Origin of the sequence: Paenibacillus sp. Soil522 (assembly GCF_001428245.1) — a bacterium.
In the GTDB taxonomy this organism is placed as follows: Bacteria; Bacillota; Bacilli; order Paenibacillales; family Paenibacillaceae; genus Pristimantibacillus.
The window spans coordinates 41,523-60,855 of record NZ_LMRV01000039.1; the positions used below are offsets into that span (position 1 = coordinate 41,523).

Sequence of the window (19,333 nt, forward strand, 5' to 3'; positions counted from 1 at the left end):
CGTCAATGCGCCCCTACCAGCAAATTACGACATTTACTCAAGCAAGTCCTTTTTCTCCTGATAGGTTTGGTTGGCCCAGTCCGTCAACTCAGGTAGTCCAATATTTTCTGCGTTCTTTAACAGCGCTTCATAATTCCGAACGGCTTCTTCCTCGGTTTTCGCCAAATAAATTTTGACCTTCTCATTTCTGATCATATCGTCGATCTTTGTCTTGATCGTTTTCTCCGAAGAATCCGGCTTCGTCTGGATCATGCCGACAGCGGGTTTAGAGATTCTGATTTCTTTTAATTCCATCAATGCCTGGGTCGTTTGCGTGCCCGGTTTATATCCCAGCATCCCCTCGGTGATGCCATCGTTGTAAAGGTACCACCACTTGATTCCGTTGCTGTTTACGAAATCGGCGTCGTTCGGATCGTATTTCAGGTTTGGATAACCTTCCTCATTCCAGGTCCAATGCTCGCCTTCAACCCCGAACATCGTCAGCTTTTTGCCCTCGTCGCTGGCCAGGTACTTGAGAAATTGGATGGATTTCTCCGGATTCTTGTTGTTTTTGGTAATGAAGGTTCCGGCGAAGCCAAGCCCTGTGCCAACAAGTTTCGCCTCCTTCGACAATGCCGTAGGCAGCATTTTGAAGGTGAAATCGCCTCCATCGTTCTTAATGGCGATGTTGTCCTTGTCCGCAACGCTTACCGTATGGCTGTGGGCGAACGCTTTGCCGCTCGTCGCATATTGATCGTCGATCAGGTCATTGGCGTGAGCAAAGTTCTCGGCCTGAATATAGCCGTTGCGATAAAGGCTGTTCATAAATTTGAAAAAATCGAGCATTTTCGGATGTTTAATATAATATTCGATTTTCCCGTCTTGTTCATACCAATTTTCAAAGTAAGCATCAATGCCAAACTGAATGATAAAATATTGCTCGATCCAGTTTTTGTCCATCATGAGCGGCACCATATCGGGATACTTCTCCTTGACCATGGCCAAAACGTTCGTGAAATCCTCCAACGAAGCAATCGTCGGATTTCCAAGCTCCTTCAGGATGTCTTCCCTAACGGCGATGCCGGGGTTGCCGTCGCTGCCGACCGCATATTTGTTCTGCTTCATTTCCTCTTGCGTAGCGAATGCGTTCCGCACCGTGTAGAAGTTGCCGTCATCCATCGTATGAATTCCGATTCTCGTGTCGTCGATTTTAAAGTCTGGCGCGTACTTCTCGATTAATTCATTCCAGGGATACGACAATTTGGTATCGGATAGGCGATCGATTTGGGAATAAGTAAAGATGAGATCCGGCAAATCACCGGAGGCGATCATCAGCGGAAGCTGCTTATCGTCCGTCGCGACCGTCACGTTTAATTTGACTCCCGTCATTTCGGTTATTTTTTCCGCTACCGGACCTTTCCATTCCCGGACCGGATACCATGGCATGTCGATAAATAATGACAGTTCTTCGATTTCTCCACCTTTCGCCGATCCGCCGCCGGAGTCGGACGCTTGCGTGTTACCGCTGTTCGCGCCGTTGCCACTGCATGCCGACAGCAATGATAATAATAGAATAACCGCTACAGATGCCATCAGAGTCTTTTTAAACTTGCCTTGATTCAAAACAACCCCTCCTATGATTTATATTATATATTAAAGCAAAAAGCTTTAATAACAAGCCAGCAGCATCAGCCCTTTACCGAGCCAAGCATAATGCCTTGAATGAAAAACCGCTGCAGGAACGGATAAACGCAAACGATCGGCGCGATGGAGACCACCATGGCGGCTAGCTGCAGGGAATAACTTGTGACGCCTGAAGCTGCGCTGTTTGCTGCTCCGACGGCATCCAACGGTGCATTGCTTTTGTTTATCACTTCCATCATCCGGAAAGCAAGCGTCCGCAGACTGTCGGATTGAACGAAATAAGCGGAGTCCAGCCAGGAATTCCATTGGCCAACGCCCATGAATAGCGCCATCGTGGCGATAAGCGGCATTGAAACCGGGAGGATGATACGATAGAAGGTAACAAATTCATTCGCTCCGTCCATATGCGCGGATTCTTTCAGCTCCCCCGGTATTTCACGGAAGAACGAAATGGCGATCAGCAGGAAGAACGTGCTTAGCATGGACGGGATAATGTAGACCCCAAACGAATTCAGCAGCCCGACGGAACGCAGCACCACGTAGTAAGGAATCAGACCGCCAGAGAAATACATAGCGAAAATAATCATAGTAAAATAAAACTTGCTAAACAAAAGCTCGCGATGCGAAAGTCCGTAAGCAACCAGGCACGTAAGCAGCACGCCAAGCGCGGAGCCGGATATCGTGCGGATCACAGTCACCAGGAACGCCTTATACCATTGCGGATCGTTCAAAAACGTGGCATAGTTCTCGAACGTCACGTTCCGGGGCCAAAAATAAATACCTCCGAGAAGCGAGTCTGTGCCTTTGTTAAACGAGAGAATCAAGACATAATAAAACGGGTACAGCATAGCCAGCATGATGACCAACAAGATGACGGTAACAACGCCGTCCATGACAAGATCCTTTTTCCTTTGACTTACATTCATCGTTGGATCTCCTTTTCTAAAACAGGCCGGAGCCCGAAATTCGTTTGGCAATGTAGTTACTGGAGAAAATCAGCGCGACAGAGATGACGGACTGAATTAAATCGATGGCTGCCGCATAGGAGAATCTTCCGTCTTTCAGGCCGACCTTGAACGCATAGGTCTGTACGATTTCGGAGGTAGGGTTGTTGATGCTGTTTCCGAACAAAAAAGCTTGTTCGAAATTGGAGCCGACCAACCCGCCGCCTAGGATGCTTCCAATCGTAAGGATGAGAACAACGACAATCGTGCCTTGCATGCCGGGAAGCGTAATGTGACGAATCCGAGCCAGCCTCCCCGCCCCGTCAATCATTGCCGCTTCGTAAAGCGACGGGTTAATGCCCGTAATGGCTGCAAGGAATATAATGGTCCACCATCCCATTTCCTTCCACACCGCGCTGCCAACGGCCAGCCCCCAGAAGTAGTCGGGGTTGGTGAGTATGTCAAGCGGCTTGTCGATTAGCCCAAGGCTCAGTAGAGCTTTATTTACAAGTCCGATATCGGCGGACAAGAAGGCGAACGAAATGCCGACAACGACGACCCATGAGATGAAATGGGGCAGGTAGCTGACGGTTTGCGCGAATCGCTTAAATGCCCCGTTTTTGACTTCGTTGAGCAGAATCGCCAGCAAGATCGGAGCCGGGAAGGTGAACAACACTTTAAGAAGGCTTAAGGCCAACGTATTCCGGACAATCGTGCCGAATTGGTAGTCGTTAATAAACTCGTCGAAATGCTTGAGACCGACCCAGTCACTGGTGAAAATCCCGATAATCCCTTCGGATATCGTGTAATTTTTGAACGCCATGATGATGCCGAACATTGGCGTATACGAGAAAACGATCAAAAAAATCATTCCGATGCCAACAAACAAATGCAGCATCCATTGTTTTTTAAACCTCTTCCATTTTCGAGCTTGCCCCAAATTAACCGTTTCCAATACTTGTGAATCCACATTCATGCGATAATCCTCCTTTGCTACAAGTCTATACGTTCGGGACAGCACCCAGATAGATGACATTCTTAAGAAAGCGTTGTCATTTTTGAAGATGCCATCGTTCGGAACGTAACGTACGTGTCCGACGAATTGTCGTCGGCGAATTGCAGGTGGTTCTTCATCGGCAGTATGGAGCCGGTTCGTACGAACAACGGTATGCGCTCCAGCGGAGCATTGTTCGAAAGGCTACATGATCTTTAAGCTCTTCGATCGAATAGTCGCTGGCCGGATCCGGTTCGCGAACGATCATGAGGCTTTCTTTGACGCTGAAAGCCGATTCCATTGTGTATTGAATATGGACAAAGAAACGCTCGATATAATAGAATGTCTAATGTCGGATTATTGCAATCGGTCGGACAGATTCGAACTATCCGTCAAAGATCGATAATACATAACCACATAACTATAGTGTGACCAAACATGTGACCACAAACTTAATTCCATACCTATTAATGAAAAAAAAGCCTCTAAACACCCGGTACCCCTGGGACTGACCCCCTAGAATGAGACAAATTAAAACACCTTCAAGAGAATGCATCCATGTCGTAAGATGTGGGGATAACCTTGGAGGTGTTTTTGCATTGGCAACAAGAGTAAGTTACCCAGTGGAAACAAAAATGAAGGCCATTGAAATGAGATTGGCAGGTGTCCCGGTAAAGGAGATTATGGAGCAACTCCACATACGGAATAAAACACAAGTGAAAACCTGGATGAAATGGTACCGTGATGGCCAATTGAACCGGTTGGAGCAACCTGTCGGCAAACAATACGCCTACGGCAAAGGGCCGGAGTATGCATCAGAGCTGGAGCAGTTAAAAGTGGAGAATCGGTTTTTGAAACAGCAATTAGATGTGCTAAAAAAGTACAAGAAGATGAAAAGGAGGTGTCGCCAAGGATCATAGTGGAGTTGGTCGATTCGATTCAAGGGGAAGTCAGCGTCACCCAAGCATGTGCATGGCTGGGAGTCCCTCGTGCTACCTACTATCGTTGGAAAGCAGCGTGTAAGCTTGAGAAGCTCGACTGCATGGTCCAAAACATCCGGGAACTCTGTACGCGGCATAAATTTCGTTATGGATACCGGAAGATTACAGCACTGCTCCGTACGGAGCATGCGATCAATCACAAACGTGTACAACGAATTATGCAACGTGAGCAGCTTCAATGTCGTGTAAGAGTCAAGAAACGGAAGAACACGGGACAGCCAGCCTATGTAGCAGAATACCTGTTAAAGCGTCAATTTCAAGCGGAGGCTCCGATGCATAAATTCGTCACGGATATTACGTACTTACCGTTCGGCGGAAAAATGTTGTACCTGTCGAGCATTCTGGATTTGTATAATGGAGAGATTGTAGCTAGCAGTATATCGGATAAGCAAGACACTGCCTTTGTGCTGGACACGCTCAATCAATTGCCAGCTGTACCCGGTGCGATCCTCCATAGCGACCAAGGCAGCGTCTACACATCGCAGGCGTATCAGGAAGCTGTCAAAGGAAAAGGCATTACCATGAGCATGTCCCGCAAGGGAACGCCCGCTGATAATGCCCGCATCGAATCGTTTCATTCCACACTCAAGTCTGAAACGTTCTACCTCGAAGGGTTGACCCATACAACGACCGCCATCGTTGAACAGACCGTTCGAGACTACATTACTTACTATAACGCAATTCGCATTCAAACGAAACTAAACAACCAGTCGCCGGTTGAATTCCGACGGCTGGCTGCTTAAACTTGAAAGGTGTTTTGATCCCTGTCTCACAAATGGGGGTCAGTCCCCCTTGTGTTTAAAGGCTTTTTTAGTTATGGAGCCTGTCGGGTTCAAACCGACGACCTCATCGCTGCCAGCGATTGAATGAACTCTAAAGGTTATTTAAATCCTCTGATGCCTTGTACAGGTTAAAGGATTAGAGTATTCAATTCTGATTTTTCGAGCTGATCGTTGGACACTTACTGGAGTCCGATACAGCTGCATTTCTATTCGTTCCAAAGTTTGACGCGATCTCGAATCAGGTCAGTGAATAGTACGATATAGACATCCGCCCTACTGATCCGCCGCTTCTGCCGTATCTTGAGGCTCAGAGAAGCGAAGTCGACGTCCTTTAAAATAACGCTTCACAACGGAATACGCCAGCTTCGGCCTGCGGTACCGGTCGACGATTCCCTTGCTGTTCTGCGTTCCGGCGCGGGTCAGCAGCCATCCCGTCCCTTCCGTTACCCTGCAGTCGCAAAATTGCCAGATCAGCATGCCGGACAAGAAAGGGACGGACGTATAAGCCGCCAAATTGCGCCCGATGATATCAGCATGTCGCTCCTCGGTTCCTTTTACCCGGCTCGGGTCGCGATAACCGTAATAGCCGTCGGCCCCGAATTCACTCATGATCATCGGTTTCCCGAGTCCCCCGGCCTGATCCGCCCAAAGTCTCGCCTGCTTGACAAGCTCCAGCGGATCTTCATCTTCGTACCAGAGCGGATACAGGTTGAACGAGACGATATCCGTAAGATCGAAGCAAAGCTCGCGATCGCGGTGATGCGAAGCAAAGCTTAGCGGCCTTGACGAATCCATCGCCCGGATTTGATCGAGCTGTGTCCGGTACATCTCCCGGCCTTCCGGCGTATCGCTTGCACATTCATTCAGTATCGCCCAGATAATGATGCTCGGATGGTTGAAATGGCTCTCCACCATCTCCCGGTTGCAATCCTCGCACTGCTTGGTGAACAAAGGATGCTTCATTTGCTCCAGACCAAGGCCGCGCGCATGATTTTCTTCCCAGACGAACAAGCCCCGCTCATCGCACAAATCAAGAAACCGTTCGTCATTCGGATAGTGGCTGGTACGTACGGTATTTGCGCCCATGTCCAGCATCAATTCGATATCGTGCACCATGAGCGGGTAAGGAATAGCGGCTCCTGCCAGCGCATGATCCTCGTGCCGGTTGAAGCCCTTCAAAACAATGTCCTCGCCGTTTACCTGGATGCGCCCGTTCTCCGTTGACACCGTTCGAAAGCCGACCCGCTCGATCAAATCGTCCACGGGAGCTTCCTGCCCTTCTACATATAGCAGCGCCTTCAGCAGATACAGCTTCGGATCGCCCGCCGACCACGGGGCAACGCCGGGGAACGGTTCCGTAATCGAAAGCTCGGCGATCTCGCCCGGCATCGCGTCAACCTCGCCTGCGGCAATGTCCCGACCCGCCAGACTGAACTGCAGCCGTACGCGCCGAGCTCGTTTTCCGATATTCCGCACATAGAGGCGAACCGCACCCTGCCAGCCTTCAGCCGAATGAATCGGCGTAAACGCGATTCGTTCGATAAACAACTCATGCAGCAGCTCAATCGCCGCGGGTCGGATTAATCCGCCATACGTATAATAATCGTTCGGGACATGAAGCGCGGACGATTCGCCGAACGAATTGTCCGCGATCACCGCAACCTCATGCATGCCCGGTTCGACATCCGGAATGATAACGGCAAAAGGCGTGTAAGCATTATAATGATGCCCTGCCGGCTTTCCGTCAAAATAAACGTCAGCTGAATGGCTCACGCCTTTGAAAACAAGCCGGATTGCGCCTTGCCGCGATATTTCTACCGTTTGTCGATATACGCCTTTCCCCTGATAGGCCGTAAACTGCGGATGCATTTCCCAGCATCCGGGCACAGGCATCCGGTACCGGTAGATGGATGGCAACCCCTCAGTACCGTTAATCGGTTGAAAGTCCCAGTCGCCATCTAGCTCTTTCACATCGCGTATTTCATTCGTTCGAAAAAGCCTTAGCATGAATATCCCTCCAATTGTATCGACTTGGTCTTTCCCCAAAAGCGCCAGAATGCTGCAAAGCACCGGCAACATTGCAACAACTCATGAGAGAAGGAGCCGCAATAATGGGCGGCTCCTCTCAATCGGACCAATTCCGCCCGGCTGCCTCCCGCCGTCAGCGATGTAAGCCTCCTCGATTTTCCACAAGCATCCTGGCAGATTGGCACTCGATGCAGAGCCGACTGCCCAAGTAGAATCCACTTGATTGCCGCACCAGAATTTCAGCTTCAATTCCCCGCATACAGATGTCTTCATTTAAGCTCTGTATGTATATATGAAAACGAAATTACTGTTCATGATATAATTCTTGGCCGTTGATAAAACTGTGGCTGAAGTATAGTACTCCACATGTTTAAGCGCCCTTTATTTGTAGTCCTGACCGTTGACAGCCCCAGCCATCAAGCAGTTGACCGTAATCATTGTTCTTATTCCTTGTCGCATACCCGGATGGTATACGTTTCTCAACTTGGAAGCGCATTCGCAAACAGAAGCAACACAGCCATACTAAAGGAAATGATTCTTTTCGTGTTGCGATGGTTTTTTTCTGAGTTTCATATTCATCGTCTCCTTCTCCATCCAATAGACAATTGCTTGGTTAATAAGGGGCTTGTCACACCGATATCACGTACAGATTCCTCCCGGATTTCACATTATTTAAAATACTCACCTGTAACTATATAGTGAGACTAGACTTTTAACCTTAATTTTCTGGTCAAAAAAAAGCATGATGTGGTCATCGTCCAATTAAGGAGCCTTGAAAAGGCTCCATGCAAACACAAGCTTTCCGATACAGTCTGTACGCGGGGACTGGTGAACTGCTTCCGTAATGGCGGCGCTTCAATATCTCGTATTCCCCAACCTTCTGTTCCGAATAACAACCCGGAAGACAATCCGTTGATCAAACGGCCTTCCCATGTAAAACCTCATTTCGTATGTAATCAAGATCGGTCAATTCCTCATGCTTAGTAATATTGGTTACTACTGATATCGTTTTGCAGCAGGACTTTATTTTGAGACCATGTTCGCATCAAAGCACCTCTTTGACAACGTTCAATTGCATCATCAGTAGCGTTGGATAAAACATGACACGAAATGTTGGATCAAAATACGCTCTAAATTGTGCTGAATATATTGAATTTAAGGCGTAATCTGCATAAAAAAATCTCCTAAACTGAGAAGTACAGGTAGTCCCTGTCTAAATCCCTCATTTAGGAGATACACGCATGTATAATCAAAACTACAAAATCTGATTCGAGGTGCTTAACATGAAAAAACGAGGAGGAACGGTTTTCGACATCCGAGATTCTTACTTCAAACGGTAAAGCGGAAACGACTCAAGCTGATATCCCCGATCAAGCATAGGTAGACCGAGTGGGTCTGCTGAACGCCGATCGTCTTGCAGGCAAAAGTCTCCCATACTTGTGACCCCTCCGTCTCGGAAACGGTGCACTCTCCGATCAACGGTCCGTCCGCTGCATCCAGTCTAAGCTCTATTCTGCCGCCTCTCTTGGCGGACGAACAGCGTGCTTCGAAGCCGCCGATCCCGGCGCGGAAATCCACATCATCAAAGCGCAGCCAGCCAGATTCACCCGATAATCTGACATGTGTCAACACCAGCTAACCTCCATTTTGTGATCGTTGATTAGACTTACCTAATCCTTTGGCTACGAACGCGAGACGGCAACTTTCATGATGTCTAGAAACGTCCAATATTAATTTCTCGGCTCGTAGTCGAACCAATCAAAGAGTGCCGGCGAACCTTGGCCCCTCTCACAGACGGCATACATCGCAATGACTAGTCCCGTAAAGCCGCCCGCTACCTCTGTTGAGAGCAGATGCGTTTCTCCCGAGCCCAATTCAAGGACATCGGCCCCCTCTTGCTGAATGGAGAAAACAAATGATTCCGGCTGAGCCTCAATCTTTAATACGACAGGGCCCGCTGCGCAATCCAGCGTGCGCTCCGTTCTCAAGGATCCTACAGTTCGCCGGTATACGATCACCTTGCGCCCTTCTTTGAGCTTTACGGCCAGATCATAATGATACCTTTCGTTCATAAATACGGTAAGCCCGGCTTCCTCACCGTCGTTTACCGGCTCGAAATTTAATAGGGCGGCAATGTTGCATGACATATGGCTCAGGCGGCGCCCCACAAAGGCGGGTGCGCTGGCATCGTCGAGCGACGTCTTGTTTCCACGAAGCGCAAGATGCCCCGGACATTCGCTAAGTGACCAGCTGTCCGGCGCCGGATTGCGCAGGAAGACCCAGTCGAAGCCTAGCATGGTATCGTCAAAATCATCTCTGATTGCCTTAGGCGGCCACCGGACTTCAGTTAACTGCGGTGCCTCCATAACGGACTCGATCCTGCCGCCATCACCGATAATCGGCCAGCCATCAGATGTCCATGACACGGGCGCCAGAAACGTCTCCCGACCCAGATGATGCCTGTAGGGATAGGAGACAGGCCTGATGCCCAGGAACACCGCCCACCAGCTTCCGTCATGCGCCTGTACCAGATCCGCATGCCCGGTTGCGTGTATGCTGCTGTTCAAGCTTCTGTGAGACAAGATCGGATTTGCGGGACATGGTTCAAAAGGACCGTAGGGATCGCCGCTTCTCGCAATCGTCACCATATGTCCGTATTCCGTGCCTCCTTCGGCAATCATTAAATAATAAAGTCCGTTGATCTTGTAAAGATGAGGAGCCTCCGGGTGCGCTCCGCCCGTTCCCTTCCAGAGCAGACGGGTCTCAGTCAGCATGCTTCCGGTCGATATGTCAATCTCGCATTGATAAATGCCATAGCCTTCATTGCCTTTACAATTGGATTGAAAGTATACGCGGCCGTCCTCATCGAAGAACAGAGAAGGATCAATACCGCCCTGAGCGACAGGTACTGGATCGGACCATGGACCGGCCGGCTGCTTACTGCGGACAAAGAAGTTGCCGATCCCGCCCACATTCGTCGTCACCATATAGAACCAGCCGTCGTTATAGCGTATCGTCGGGGCGTAGATCCCTGCCGAGATCCAAGTGTTTGCCAGCGGCAACTGCCGCTCGGTTGTGAGACAATGTCCGATCTGGCGCCAATTGACAAGATCCTTGCTGTGAAAAATAGGGACGCCGGGAAAATAGGCAAAAGTGCTTGTCACCAGATAATAATCATCATCGACCCGGCAGATACTCGGGTCGGGATATAATCCAGGAATTACGGGATTGGTATACGTCACAAGGGTGCACTCCTAATCATTCAAAAGTTTTCATACGGTTCAAAAAGAGAATCACTTTTGGTGATCTCTCTTCATTTTCGATTGTATATCACCGATTAGTATCACACCTTGATTATTAGGTCAGTGAATAGCATGATATAGACATCTGTCCGATTATGGATGATTCATTCCACAAAAATACCCCCAAACCATGCGGTTGGAGGTATATAAAGCTTGAGTGCATGCTGAGCATGAACGAATCAGCGAATCGCCAGCGGACTATTTTGAACGACCGACAACCATTCGCGGGCAATAAGCTCATGACCGGCTGCCGTCGGATGAACACCGTCCCATAACCAATAAGCGGCACCCGTACCGGACGCGGCCTTGTCGAACGCCGCCTGCAAAGGAACGAACACCGCGTTAAATTCCTCGGATAACCGGCGCGCTATGCTGCTATATTCATCAAGCAGTTTTTGCCACCGTTCCCATTTCTCCTCCGTACAGCCCGTTTTTAAAGCAAACGGCTCGCATATGACCAGCCCGGTATGCGGCAGCACCTCTTTGGTCTCCTCAAGCAAATGCCGATACGCTCTTTCGAATCGGTCGGTAGCGCCGCTTGGCAGCCCTTCAACAATTCGCCAGGCATCGTTCACGCCGATCAGCATGCTGATCAGATCCGGTTTCAGGCTGATTGCGTCCTCATTCCAACGCGCGTACAAATCCGATACCCGATCTCCGCTGATGCCTCTGTTGATAAAATGCGGCCGCTCTCCAGCCAGTTCATATCCAAGCTTCCCTGCCAGGATAAAGACGTAGCTGTGACCCAATATATGATTGGGATCTTCGTTGCGGCCGCGACTACCGTCGGTAATGGAATCGCCTTGAAATAAAATCGTTCTGGATTGCTGATTCATTGAGAATTCCTCCTATTTTATACAAAATGAATATTCTTTACGCAGTTGGACGGCGGCTTTAACTATACAGTCTGCTTGACGATTTCCACCGCATACGGCTCCAGCTCTATAACGGGACCAACCGACTCCTCTCGCAGAAGGCTCAAATACGCGCCCCCCAACTCGACTGTCTGTTTCTTCCGCGTGAGATTCAATATGAATAAATAACGCGCCGTTCCCTTCCGGCGTATCGAAATCTGAACCCCCTCCGGCAAACCGGTAAATCGGGTTAAACCGGCCTCATCGGCAGCCTTCCCGAATAAATCCAGGTAGAAGCTTTCCTCGGCAACGGTGCCTATATAGTACACTTTGCCCTCACCCCATGCATGAACCGTTACAGCCGGTTTCCCCGCGAAGAAATCGTCCTCATACCAAGCAATCGTCTCGGCGCCAGCAGGTTCCAGAATATCGCACCACTGACTGCAGGTATGCGTTTTCCCATCCGTCATACGGATAGTATGAACGTCATTGCCGACCGGATCGTATTCGGCTACGGTTACCCCTGCCGCCTCGGCCAACTGACCAGGCAGCGGATGAATCCAACATATGTTGTTCGGGTTTTTCACGCCGGTACGATTCGTCAAGATTAAGGTGGCTCCGTTCTTCACGCAATTCTTCAGCTTATCCGCCAGGTATTCATCCAACAAATAGAGCGACGGTGCAATAATAAGGCGATACCTGTCCAGATCGTCCGTTGTATTTACAACATCCGTCAGAATGCCCGATTTGGTCAGAGCCCGATGATAAAGCTTCAGATTGTCGAAATAATCCATTCCTTCTGCCTGAGGCTGAATCGCGAACGCATTGTACAAGTCGTGCGAATGGAGAACGGCAGCCTCGCCAAGCACCTCCGACCCCGCCAAGACAGGAGAAAGCCGGTTAACTTCATCGCATAACATCTGATATTCCTCGAATCGTCTGCCGGGTACATTGCTGTGGTCGATTAATCCGTGCCAAAATTGTTCGGCGCCGAACGGAGCGCTTCTCCACCGGAAGTGAACGAGCGTGTCGGCGCCGCGGGCAATGCATTGCCAAGTGAAGGCCCGAATAAATCCGGGCTGCGGAGTCCGCCACATCGGAAACCAGCATCCGGGAGGGCCGCTGATCGTTTCCATGATCCAGAAATTGCGTCTCTTGATGCCCCGGGTTAAATCGAGCGTCAACGCGCCGTTGTATCCGCCCGAAACCGATTTCTCGGGGCTCGTGCCGGGGTAATAATCGAGAGAAGCAAAGTCCAATTCCTCGCAAACCTTGTAATAATCGAGAGACATCGGATAGCTCCAAATATTATGAGTGACGAAATGGTCCGGACAACATTTTCGCAGGATGCTCAATTGCAATTGTTGAAATTCCACTACGGAATCGGTTTCGAACCGCTTCCAGTCGAGCAGATAAGACGGATTCCTAAAGCTTGTACCGCCAAACGGGGTAGAGATTTGCGTCCAGGTGCTATATTCACCGCTCCAGACAACCGTACCCCAAGCCTGGTTCAAGGCTTCCAAAGTACCGTACTTCTTCGAAAGCCATTCGCGAAATTGGTTATTGCAATTTTCGCAATGACACTCGTTCAGGCTGAACTCATTATCGATCTGCCAACCGATTACTGCGGGGTGTTTGGCATAGTGAGAAGCCAGCTTATCCACAATTCTCTCCGTAAAGACACGCATGGAAGGGCTGTTATAACAACGATGCCCTCTTATCCCGGGATATTTCAGATTCAGCATCGCGTCCCGTGGAAGGACATCCGGAAAGCGTTCCACAAGCCAATTCGGAGGCGTGCAGGATGGCGTGCCGATGACGATTTGGATTCCATGCTTAAAGAAAACATTGATTGCATCATCGAGCCAGCCGAACTCATACCGCCCCTCCTCCGGTTCTAGGCGTGACCAGGCGAATTCGGCCACACGGATCAGGCTTATTCCCGTCTCCCGCATCAGCTTTGCATCCTGCTCCCACATGGAGCAATCCCAGTGCTCCGGATAATAATCCACTCCTATATTCATCAAAACCAAACCCCCAAACTCTCTCTTAACAGAAATATCCCTTACCGGCACTGACAGAGAACGACCGGTCTATTCGGCTGCCGGACAACTCTCTCAGTAAAAGTAACATTATGATATATCGTTTACCTTGGTTTAAAAATATCGAATAATTGCATATAAAAATACGGAAATACCGCAGCAGACTGTTTGAACCGCGTGCTTTGTAACAGACGCCCTCATGATCCATAACCCTTGACAACCTCACCATATACTAATAATCTTATAACAAAAAAAAATATAAAAAAACGGAAGTGTAATGATGCCTATGTTTGAGACAAAAGTCCGCTTGCTGATGATGCCTCCGGAACAATCCGTCCCCTTTTACATTGAAAGTATCGGTTACAATCCGTTTCAGGAGACGGTCATAAGACGCGACGGTTATCCATTTCATCATTGGCTGCAAACGGTTTCAGGCGAAGGGAAGATCATCATTGAGGGATCTGCTTTCTCCCTTCCTCCCAATCACGGGATCATGCTGCCGCCGAATGTTCCCCATCAGTATTATTGTCTGGGCGATTCGTGGTCCACTTATTATTTAATAATAGACGGTCCGCAAATCTCCCCGTTTATGTCTATTTTGGACATCCAATTTTTTACGGTCTACAGCTGGCCGGAAGGGACCGAACCCGAGAATCTCATCGGAGAGATGTTGGAATCCTCTCTTCTCTCCCAAGACGTGACCGGTCTGGACAATTCGATTGACGTTTATCGTTTTCTTGTTAAATTGAAGAAGCACGGAACAGCGGTTAACACGTCTTCCACCCAAAGCCTCGCAGGCCGGTTGCAGCCGCTTGTCCAATATCTGGACATTGAATATCGCAATCCGGACATCGGCATGACAGAGATGTCGGAACAGCTGAATATAAGTCCGAGACATCTCAATTCGTTATTTAAAAAAACGTTCGGCTACACCCCTTATCAATATCTTATCAATCTGCGGATTCAAAAATCAAAGGAAATGCTCACTAGCGAACAAACGACGCCCATTCAGCATATTGCTGCATTGTCCGGCTTTCGCAATGCCAGTCACTTTATCGCCACGTTCCGTAAGCTCGAGAACATGACACCCGATCAATACCGGCAAACCTACGTAAAATAACACATCATGCGTAAACCGCGCAAATCGAAATTCCGGAACCTGATTTTTCAGCCGCTTCGGAAAACGTTTTCCAAGGAGTGAACGGAAGTGAATACCTATCCTTTCCAAAACATAAAGCTCTCTCTAGAAGAACGCGTCAGCGACCTCGTTTCCAGACTCACGCTTGAAGAGAAGCTCTCGCTTATCCCATTCAGACAGGGATCCGTAAAACGGCTCGGAATCCCGGGGTATTGGATTGGCGGAAATGCCGTTCAAGGTCTAGTTGCATACGAGGGCGCCACAACAGTCTTCCCGCAGAACTTGGGCTTGTCCTGTACATGGAATACCGAATTGATCAAAGAAATCGGCGAGATGATCGGCGATGAAGCAAGAGCCTACGACAAGCTCAGAAACGGTCTGAGAGGTCTTATGCTCCGTGCGCCGGTGGTCGATTTAGCCCGCGATCCGAGATGGGGAAGAACGGATGAAACCTTCGGCGAAGATCCTTTCTTAACGGGGTGTATGTACTCAGCCTATGCGAAGGGAATGCAGGGCGATCATCCATTTTATATCAAAACAGCACCGATTTTAAATTATTTTTATGCAGGCAACAACGAGAGGGACCGGCTGAAAAGCTCGTCATGCATCAGTCCCCGCAATAAAAGGGAATATTACCTGAAAGCATTTGAGACTCCTGTCCGCGAAGGTTCCGTACATTCCGTTATGACCGCTTACAACGCTATAAACGGGACCCCCGCAATTTGCCATCCGGATATAAATGCGGTTCTGAAGGATGAGTGGAAGCTGGACGGATTTGTCGTTTCCGCATTCTCAGATATGCAACAGACCGTCGATGAACATCAATATTGCAATACTTATGCCGAAGCGGCGGCGGCAGCGATAAAAGCGGGAATCGATTGCATTATGGATGACAGCGAGCTAGTAAAGAAATCGATTCGAGAAGCCTTGGAACAAGGCCTGCTTTCGGAAACGGACATTGACCGGGCGATTCGCAACGTATTCCGGGTTCGCATGCGGCTCGGCCAGTTCGATCCCGAAGCAATCAATCCATATGCGCAAATTACGGAAAGCGTCCTTTACAAGCAAGAACACCGCGAGCTTGCGCTTAGGGCTGCGCGTGAATCGGTCGTCCTCTTGAAAAATGAGAATAATATGCTTCCGCTAGACAAGGAAAGGTTGCAGAGCGCAGCTGTTATCGGGCCATTGGGAGATGTCGTTTGCCGCGGATTTTATACAGGCAGTCCGCCTTATCAGGTTACGCCGCTGCAAGGCATCATACGCAAGCTCGACCCAAATATCGTTCAGTTCAAGGACGGCTGCGACCGGGTTATACTGCAATCCGCCGCAACCCGCAGATTTGTCGGACAAAGGCATATCTACGATGCAACTCTGGCAGCGAATAAAGAGGATGCAGACAGCGGAGAGCATTTCAAGCTGACCGATTGGGGCTTGGGGAGCCACACGCTGCTCTCTACAGCCAACGGCAGCTACGTGACGTGCGGTTCAAGCGGAATAAGCGCGTCGGCTAAGGAGGTTTGGGGATGGTTCAATAAAGAACTGTTCAACTTCATTCCTCAGGACGACGGGACTTTTGCGATCAAGGCATGGAACGGCCAAATCGCAACGGTCGTTGACGAAACAATCCGACTGAAGGACGATGCACAGATTGGCATTTCCGAAAAATTTATTATACATCCGGTTATAGATGGTATTGCAGAAGCTGTTGCCGCTGCACGAGTCAGCGATGTTGCCATTGTCGTGGTCGGCAATCATCCGCTCATCAACGGCAGGGAATGTTATGATAGACAGGACCTTTCCCTTCCGCCGCAACAGGAGAAGTTGATTCAAGAAGTGCATAAGGCGAATCCGAATACGGTGGTCGTCATTATAGGCAGCTATCCATTTGCGCTCAACTGGGCGCAGGAGAACATTCCGGCAATCGTCTATACGGCTCACGGCGGCCAAGAGCTCGGTAATGCCGTTGCCGATGTGCTCTTTGGAGATTACAACCCTGCCGGCCGCTTGAGCATGACCTGGTACCGTTCCGTCCTGGATCTGCCCGATATGTTGGATTACGATATTATAAAAGGAAAACGAACGTATTTGTATTTTGACGGCGATCCGCTGTATCCTTTCGGACATGGCTTGTCCTACACCGGCTTCCAATTCAGCGATCTGAAGCTCAGTAAGCTTAAAATGACGGCAGATGATCAGGTGAAGGTCAAAGTGACAGTTAAAAATACGGGACTGCGCCCGGGCGACGAGGTCGTACAGCTTTATATAAGGGCGAACAAATCGAGAGTGAAACGGCCGCTTAAAGAGCTGCGCGGATTTACACGGATTCACTTGCAGCCTGGGGAGAAGAGAACGGAAGAGTTCGATCTGGCCGGGACAGACTTTGCTTGTTGGGACGTTACCCGCGACGGGTATGCGGTAGAGACCGGCCCCTATACGATCATGGTCGGAAATTCATCAGGCAATATTATCCTGGAAGCCGCCGTGCAAGTTCACGGTGAAACGATTCCGCCGAGATACCCGTATCGCATGATCCGTGCCGAAAATTATGACGATTACGAGTCTGTCTTTCTGGATGAGTGCCGTGACGGTGAAGCTCGTCAGTATGGCTTCGAGGTAACGGGCTCTTGTGTGAGCGTTATCGGCCGGGACGGCTGGATCAGCTTTCACGACGTCGAATTCGAATCGGGCGCAGCTGGCTTCGAAGCACGGGCCGCTTGCGCGACCGAGAACGGATCCATTGAAATGCGGCTGGACAATCCGGATGGCATGCTTACCGGCATTTGTCATATCGGTCATTCGGGGGGCAGGCAAAGCTGGGGAACCTATTCTTGCCGCCTCACAGGTGTGGAAGGCAGGCACGATGTTTACCTCCGTTTGCAAGGAGGCGTTCATTTGAGCTCTTTCCTCTTTGTAAAATGAAAAAAAATCGGCCGGCACCTTCAACGTGCCGGCACAATCGATTTGCGCACGACCAAATTTACTGATTCCACCGGTACAGGCGGCGAGAAATCCGGATTATTGATCATGGCCAGCAAAGGCACACGCGCTCACAAGCTTACCGATTTCAGTCTGTAGGCCTTTGGGGAGAGATTGTAATTTTTGGTAAACATACGAGTGAAATAATTGCTATCGTTAAACCCGCAATCGTGGGAAATCTCCATAATGGTGAGATTGGTATGCTTCAGCAAAGTGCATGCGCGCTCCAAGCGAAGCCGTTGTAGATAGGAAATAGGGGTCGTTTGATAATAAGATTGGAAGCTCCGGTTCAAATGCCTGACCGACATTTCAGATTTGACCGCGATTTCCTCCAGCGTTAGCGGCTCGAGATAATGATCTTCAATATAGGAGATCGCATTCGCCAAATGAATCAAATTACCGGGTATATCCTTCTCCTGATTGTCATACTGTCTTGACAAATAGACGACTAGCTCCATAAACCGTGAAATCAGCATCGTCTGATATCCCTGAAGCTTGTTGTTATATTCGTCGATCATGACAGAGATGAGATTAGAGACATAATCCAGGCTGGGAATCGACAAACTGAGCTTGCTTTGATACGAATGAATATTGCGGTAAAAGGGCTCCAAAACGAAAAGCGCCTGAAAACCGTTGGAAGTCCTTAGATGCGAACAGACTGCCCGCAGCATTTCAGGCCGATACATAATATTGCAAATTTTAAAATCATAAGGATCTTTGTAAGCATGGAGGGTTTCGCCATTGATGGCAAACACATTTCCTTTCTTTATAAAAGAGGTTTCGTTATGGACAATATGCGTTGCGTTCCCATTCAACACAATCACGAGCTCGGAGAAGTCGATATGCTTATGCAGGTCCATGTCCTCGTCGTGTCCGCCATATTGAATAAAGAACGGAAACTGCTCATCCTTCACGAACCATTCCAAATAGACGTCGACGTTCTTCAAGATCTCCCCCCCTTTTGATCTAATATTAGTCATATTCACAATCGCTTGTACATCAAATAAAAACGAATTCTAATATCAATATTCTGCATCATATTGAAATAATGAAGTGTTATTGGAATATCAATTGTTCTTAATCCAAATCTTGCAGATGTTTCTGAAATATCACTTCAGGAAACTAAACAAGTCAACATGAATTTCGAATTATGCTGGATAATACTGCGAAATAAACTTGTGAAAAAACCGGCACAGATCGATGACTCGACCTCGTGCCGATTCGCTAACGGTACTTTTCATACTCTTACTTCTTTGTTACTTCAAGCGCCTTTTTGATTAATGTTCAGATATCGTTCTGAATCCAATTTTTTTGCCCCGGATTACTCGTATTGAAGTAGCTTGGCGATACATGCTCGGGCGCAAATCCTTTTATAATAAAGACGTCTTGCTCGTATGCCATATCATAGCGCAGAGGGCTGACAAGTCCTACATGCATACTCAATGCTCCGGGCTCGCTTGCGGTTAAACGAACGGCCATAATTTGATCCGGGAATGAGGTTAAATACTCGCGGGTATACTGTATGCTGCCCACGTTGTACCGCACCGCTGCTATCCCTTCTTCAAGTTCAGCTCCCGGCTGTAAGAGTGGAAGATGTTTCCATGCTCCATCGTTAGATGCAGCTCGCCGAAAGGAAGGTAGGATTAAGG

General features: G+C 49.0%; 14 protein-coding genes. 3 read left to right on the forward strand and 11 right to left on the reverse strand.

What is annotated here, in order from left to right; genetic code table 11:
• Positions 1-33: 33 nt before the first annotated feature.
• The 3 genes from ASG81_RS12225 to ASG81_RS12235 form a co-directional block, all read right to left on the reverse strand.
• Positions 34-1,602: an extracellular solute-binding protein gene (locus ASG81_RS12225; protein WP_056634067.1), complete on the reverse strand. Its 1,569-nt coding sequence runs from the start codon at positions 1,600-1,602 to the stop codon at positions 34-36.
• A gap of 65 nt (positions 1,603-1,667) precedes the next feature.
• Entirely contained in the window at positions 1,668-2,549 is an 882-nt protein-coding gene (locus ASG81_RS12230) for a carbohydrate ABC transporter permease (protein ID WP_056634069.1), read from the reverse strand.
• A 16-nt stretch (positions 2,550-2,565) separates the two neighbouring features.
• Complete coding sequence (locus ASG81_RS12235) at positions 2,566-3,543, reverse strand: ABC transporter permease (RefSeq protein WP_056634074.1); 978 nt, start codon at positions 3,541-3,543, stop codon at positions 2,566-2,568.
• Between the two features lie 617 nt (positions 3,544-4,160).
• Here ASG81_RS12235 and ASG81_RS12245 point away from each other — a divergent pair.
• Positions 4,161-5,305 (forward strand): IS3 family transposase gene (locus ASG81_RS12245; protein ID WP_155971463.1). Its coding sequence is split into 2 segments (ribosomal slippage): positions 4,161-4,455 and positions 4,455-5,305, totalling 1,146 coding nucleotides; the frame shifts between segments, so codons are not numbered across the junction.
• A gap of 312 nt (positions 5,306-5,617) precedes the next feature.
• On the opposite strand, the gene ASG81_RS12250 is transcribed toward ASG81_RS12245, so the two are convergent.
• The 6 genes from ASG81_RS12250 to ASG81_RS12270 all read right to left on the reverse strand — a co-directional run bounded on the left by ASG81_RS12250 (position 5,618) and on the right by ASG81_RS12270 (position 13,552).
• Positions 5,618-7,351: a glycoside hydrolase family 2 protein gene (locus tag ASG81_RS12250; protein ID WP_056634149.1), complete on the reverse strand. Its 1,734-nt coding sequence runs from the start codon at positions 7,349-7,351 to the stop codon at positions 5,618-5,620.
• An 81-nt stretch (positions 7,352-7,432) separates the two neighbouring features.
• A complete protein-coding gene (locus ASG81_RS30845; RefSeq protein ID WP_155971465.1) occupies positions 7,433-7,645 on the reverse strand; it encodes a hypothetical protein in 213 nt (70 codons plus the stop codon).
• 1,056 nt (positions 7,646-8,701) lie between these two features.
• The gene (locus ASG81_RS12255) at positions 8,702-9,004 is read right to left on the reverse strand and encodes a carbohydrate-binding protein (RefSeq protein WP_056634083.1); all 303 of its coding nucleotides are present in this window, start codon (positions 9,002-9,004) and stop codon (positions 8,702-8,704) included.
• A 98-nt stretch (positions 9,005-9,102) separates the two neighbouring features.
• Positions 9,103-10,614 carry a glycoside hydrolase family 43 protein gene (locus ASG81_RS12260; RefSeq protein ID WP_056634086.1) on the reverse strand — a complete coding sequence of 504 codons (1,512 nt, stop codon included), beginning with the start codon at positions 10,612-10,614 and terminating at the stop codon, positions 9,103-9,105.
• Between the two features lie 239 nt (positions 10,615-10,853).
• Positions 10,854-11,510, reverse strand: a complete 657-nt coding sequence (locus ASG81_RS12265) for an SGNH/GDSL hydrolase family protein (protein ID WP_056634090.1) — start codon at positions 11,508-11,510, stop codon at positions 10,854-10,856.
• Between the two features lie 62 nt (positions 11,511-11,572).
• Positions 11,573-13,552, reverse strand: coding sequence for a beta-galactosidase (locus ASG81_RS12270; RefSeq protein ID WP_056634093.1), 1,980 nt, complete (start codon positions 13,550-13,552; stop codon positions 11,573-11,575).
• 304 nt (positions 13,553-13,856) lie between these two features.
• Between ASG81_RS12270 and ASG81_RS12275 the strand changes: the two genes are divergently transcribed.
• Positions 13,857-14,690, forward strand: a complete 834-nt coding sequence (locus ASG81_RS12275; protein WP_162255024.1) for an AraC family transcriptional regulator — start codon at positions 13,857-13,859, stop codon at positions 14,688-14,690.
• An 87-nt stretch (positions 14,691-14,777) separates the two neighbouring features.
• Positions 14,778-17,627 carry a glycoside hydrolase family 3 protein gene (locus ASG81_RS12280; RefSeq protein ID WP_056634100.1) on the forward strand — a complete coding sequence of 950 codons (2,850 nt, stop codon included), beginning with the start codon at positions 14,778-14,780 and terminating at the stop codon, positions 17,625-17,627.
• Positions 17,628-17,755: 128 nt separating this feature from the next.
• On the opposite strand, the gene ASG81_RS12285 is transcribed toward ASG81_RS12280, so the two are convergent.
• Both ASG81_RS12285 and ASG81_RS12290 read right to left on the reverse strand, forming a co-directional pair.
• Positions 17,756-18,631, reverse strand: coding sequence for a helix-turn-helix domain-containing protein (locus tag ASG81_RS12285; protein WP_235548844.1), 876 nt, complete (start codon positions 18,629-18,631; stop codon positions 17,756-17,758).
• Positions 18,632-18,968: 337 nt separating this feature from the next.
• Positions 18,969-19,328, reverse strand: coding sequence for a glycoside hydrolase N-terminal domain-containing protein (locus ASG81_RS12290; protein ID WP_081417293.1), 360 nt, complete (start codon positions 19,326-19,328; stop codon positions 18,969-18,971).
• Between the last annotated feature and the right edge of the window lie 5 nt (positions 19,329-19,333).

Excerpts from the sequence above, each read along its gene's own strand:
- ASG81_RS12265 (WP_056634090.1), bottom strand. The coding sequence starts at position 11,510 with ATGAATCAGCAATCCAGAACGATTTTATTTCAAGGCGATTCCATTACC.
- ASG81_RS12270 (WP_056634093.1), bottom strand. The coding sequence starts at position 13,552 with ATGAATATAGGAGTGGATTATTATCCGGAGCACTGGGATTGCTCCATG.
- ASG81_RS12230 (WP_056634069.1), bottom strand. The coding sequence starts at position 2,549 with ATGAATGTAAGTCAAAGGAAAAAGGATCTTGTCATGGACGGCGTTGTT.
- ASG81_RS12275 (WP_162255024.1), top strand. The coding sequence starts at position 13,857 with ATGTTTGAGACAAAAGTCCGCTTGCTGATGATGCCTCCGGAACAATCC.
- ASG81_RS12235 (WP_056634074.1), bottom strand. The coding sequence starts at position 3,543 with ATGAATGTGGATTCACAAGTATTGGAAACGGTTAATTTGGGGCAAGCT.
- ASG81_RS12250 (WP_056634149.1), bottom strand. The coding sequence starts at position 7,351 with ATGCTAAGGCTTTTTCGAACGAATGAAATACGCGATGTGAAAGAGCTA.
- ASG81_RS30845 (WP_155971465.1), bottom strand. The coding sequence starts at position 7,645 with ATGAAGACATCTGTATGCGGGGAATTGAAGCTGAAATTCTGGTGCGGC.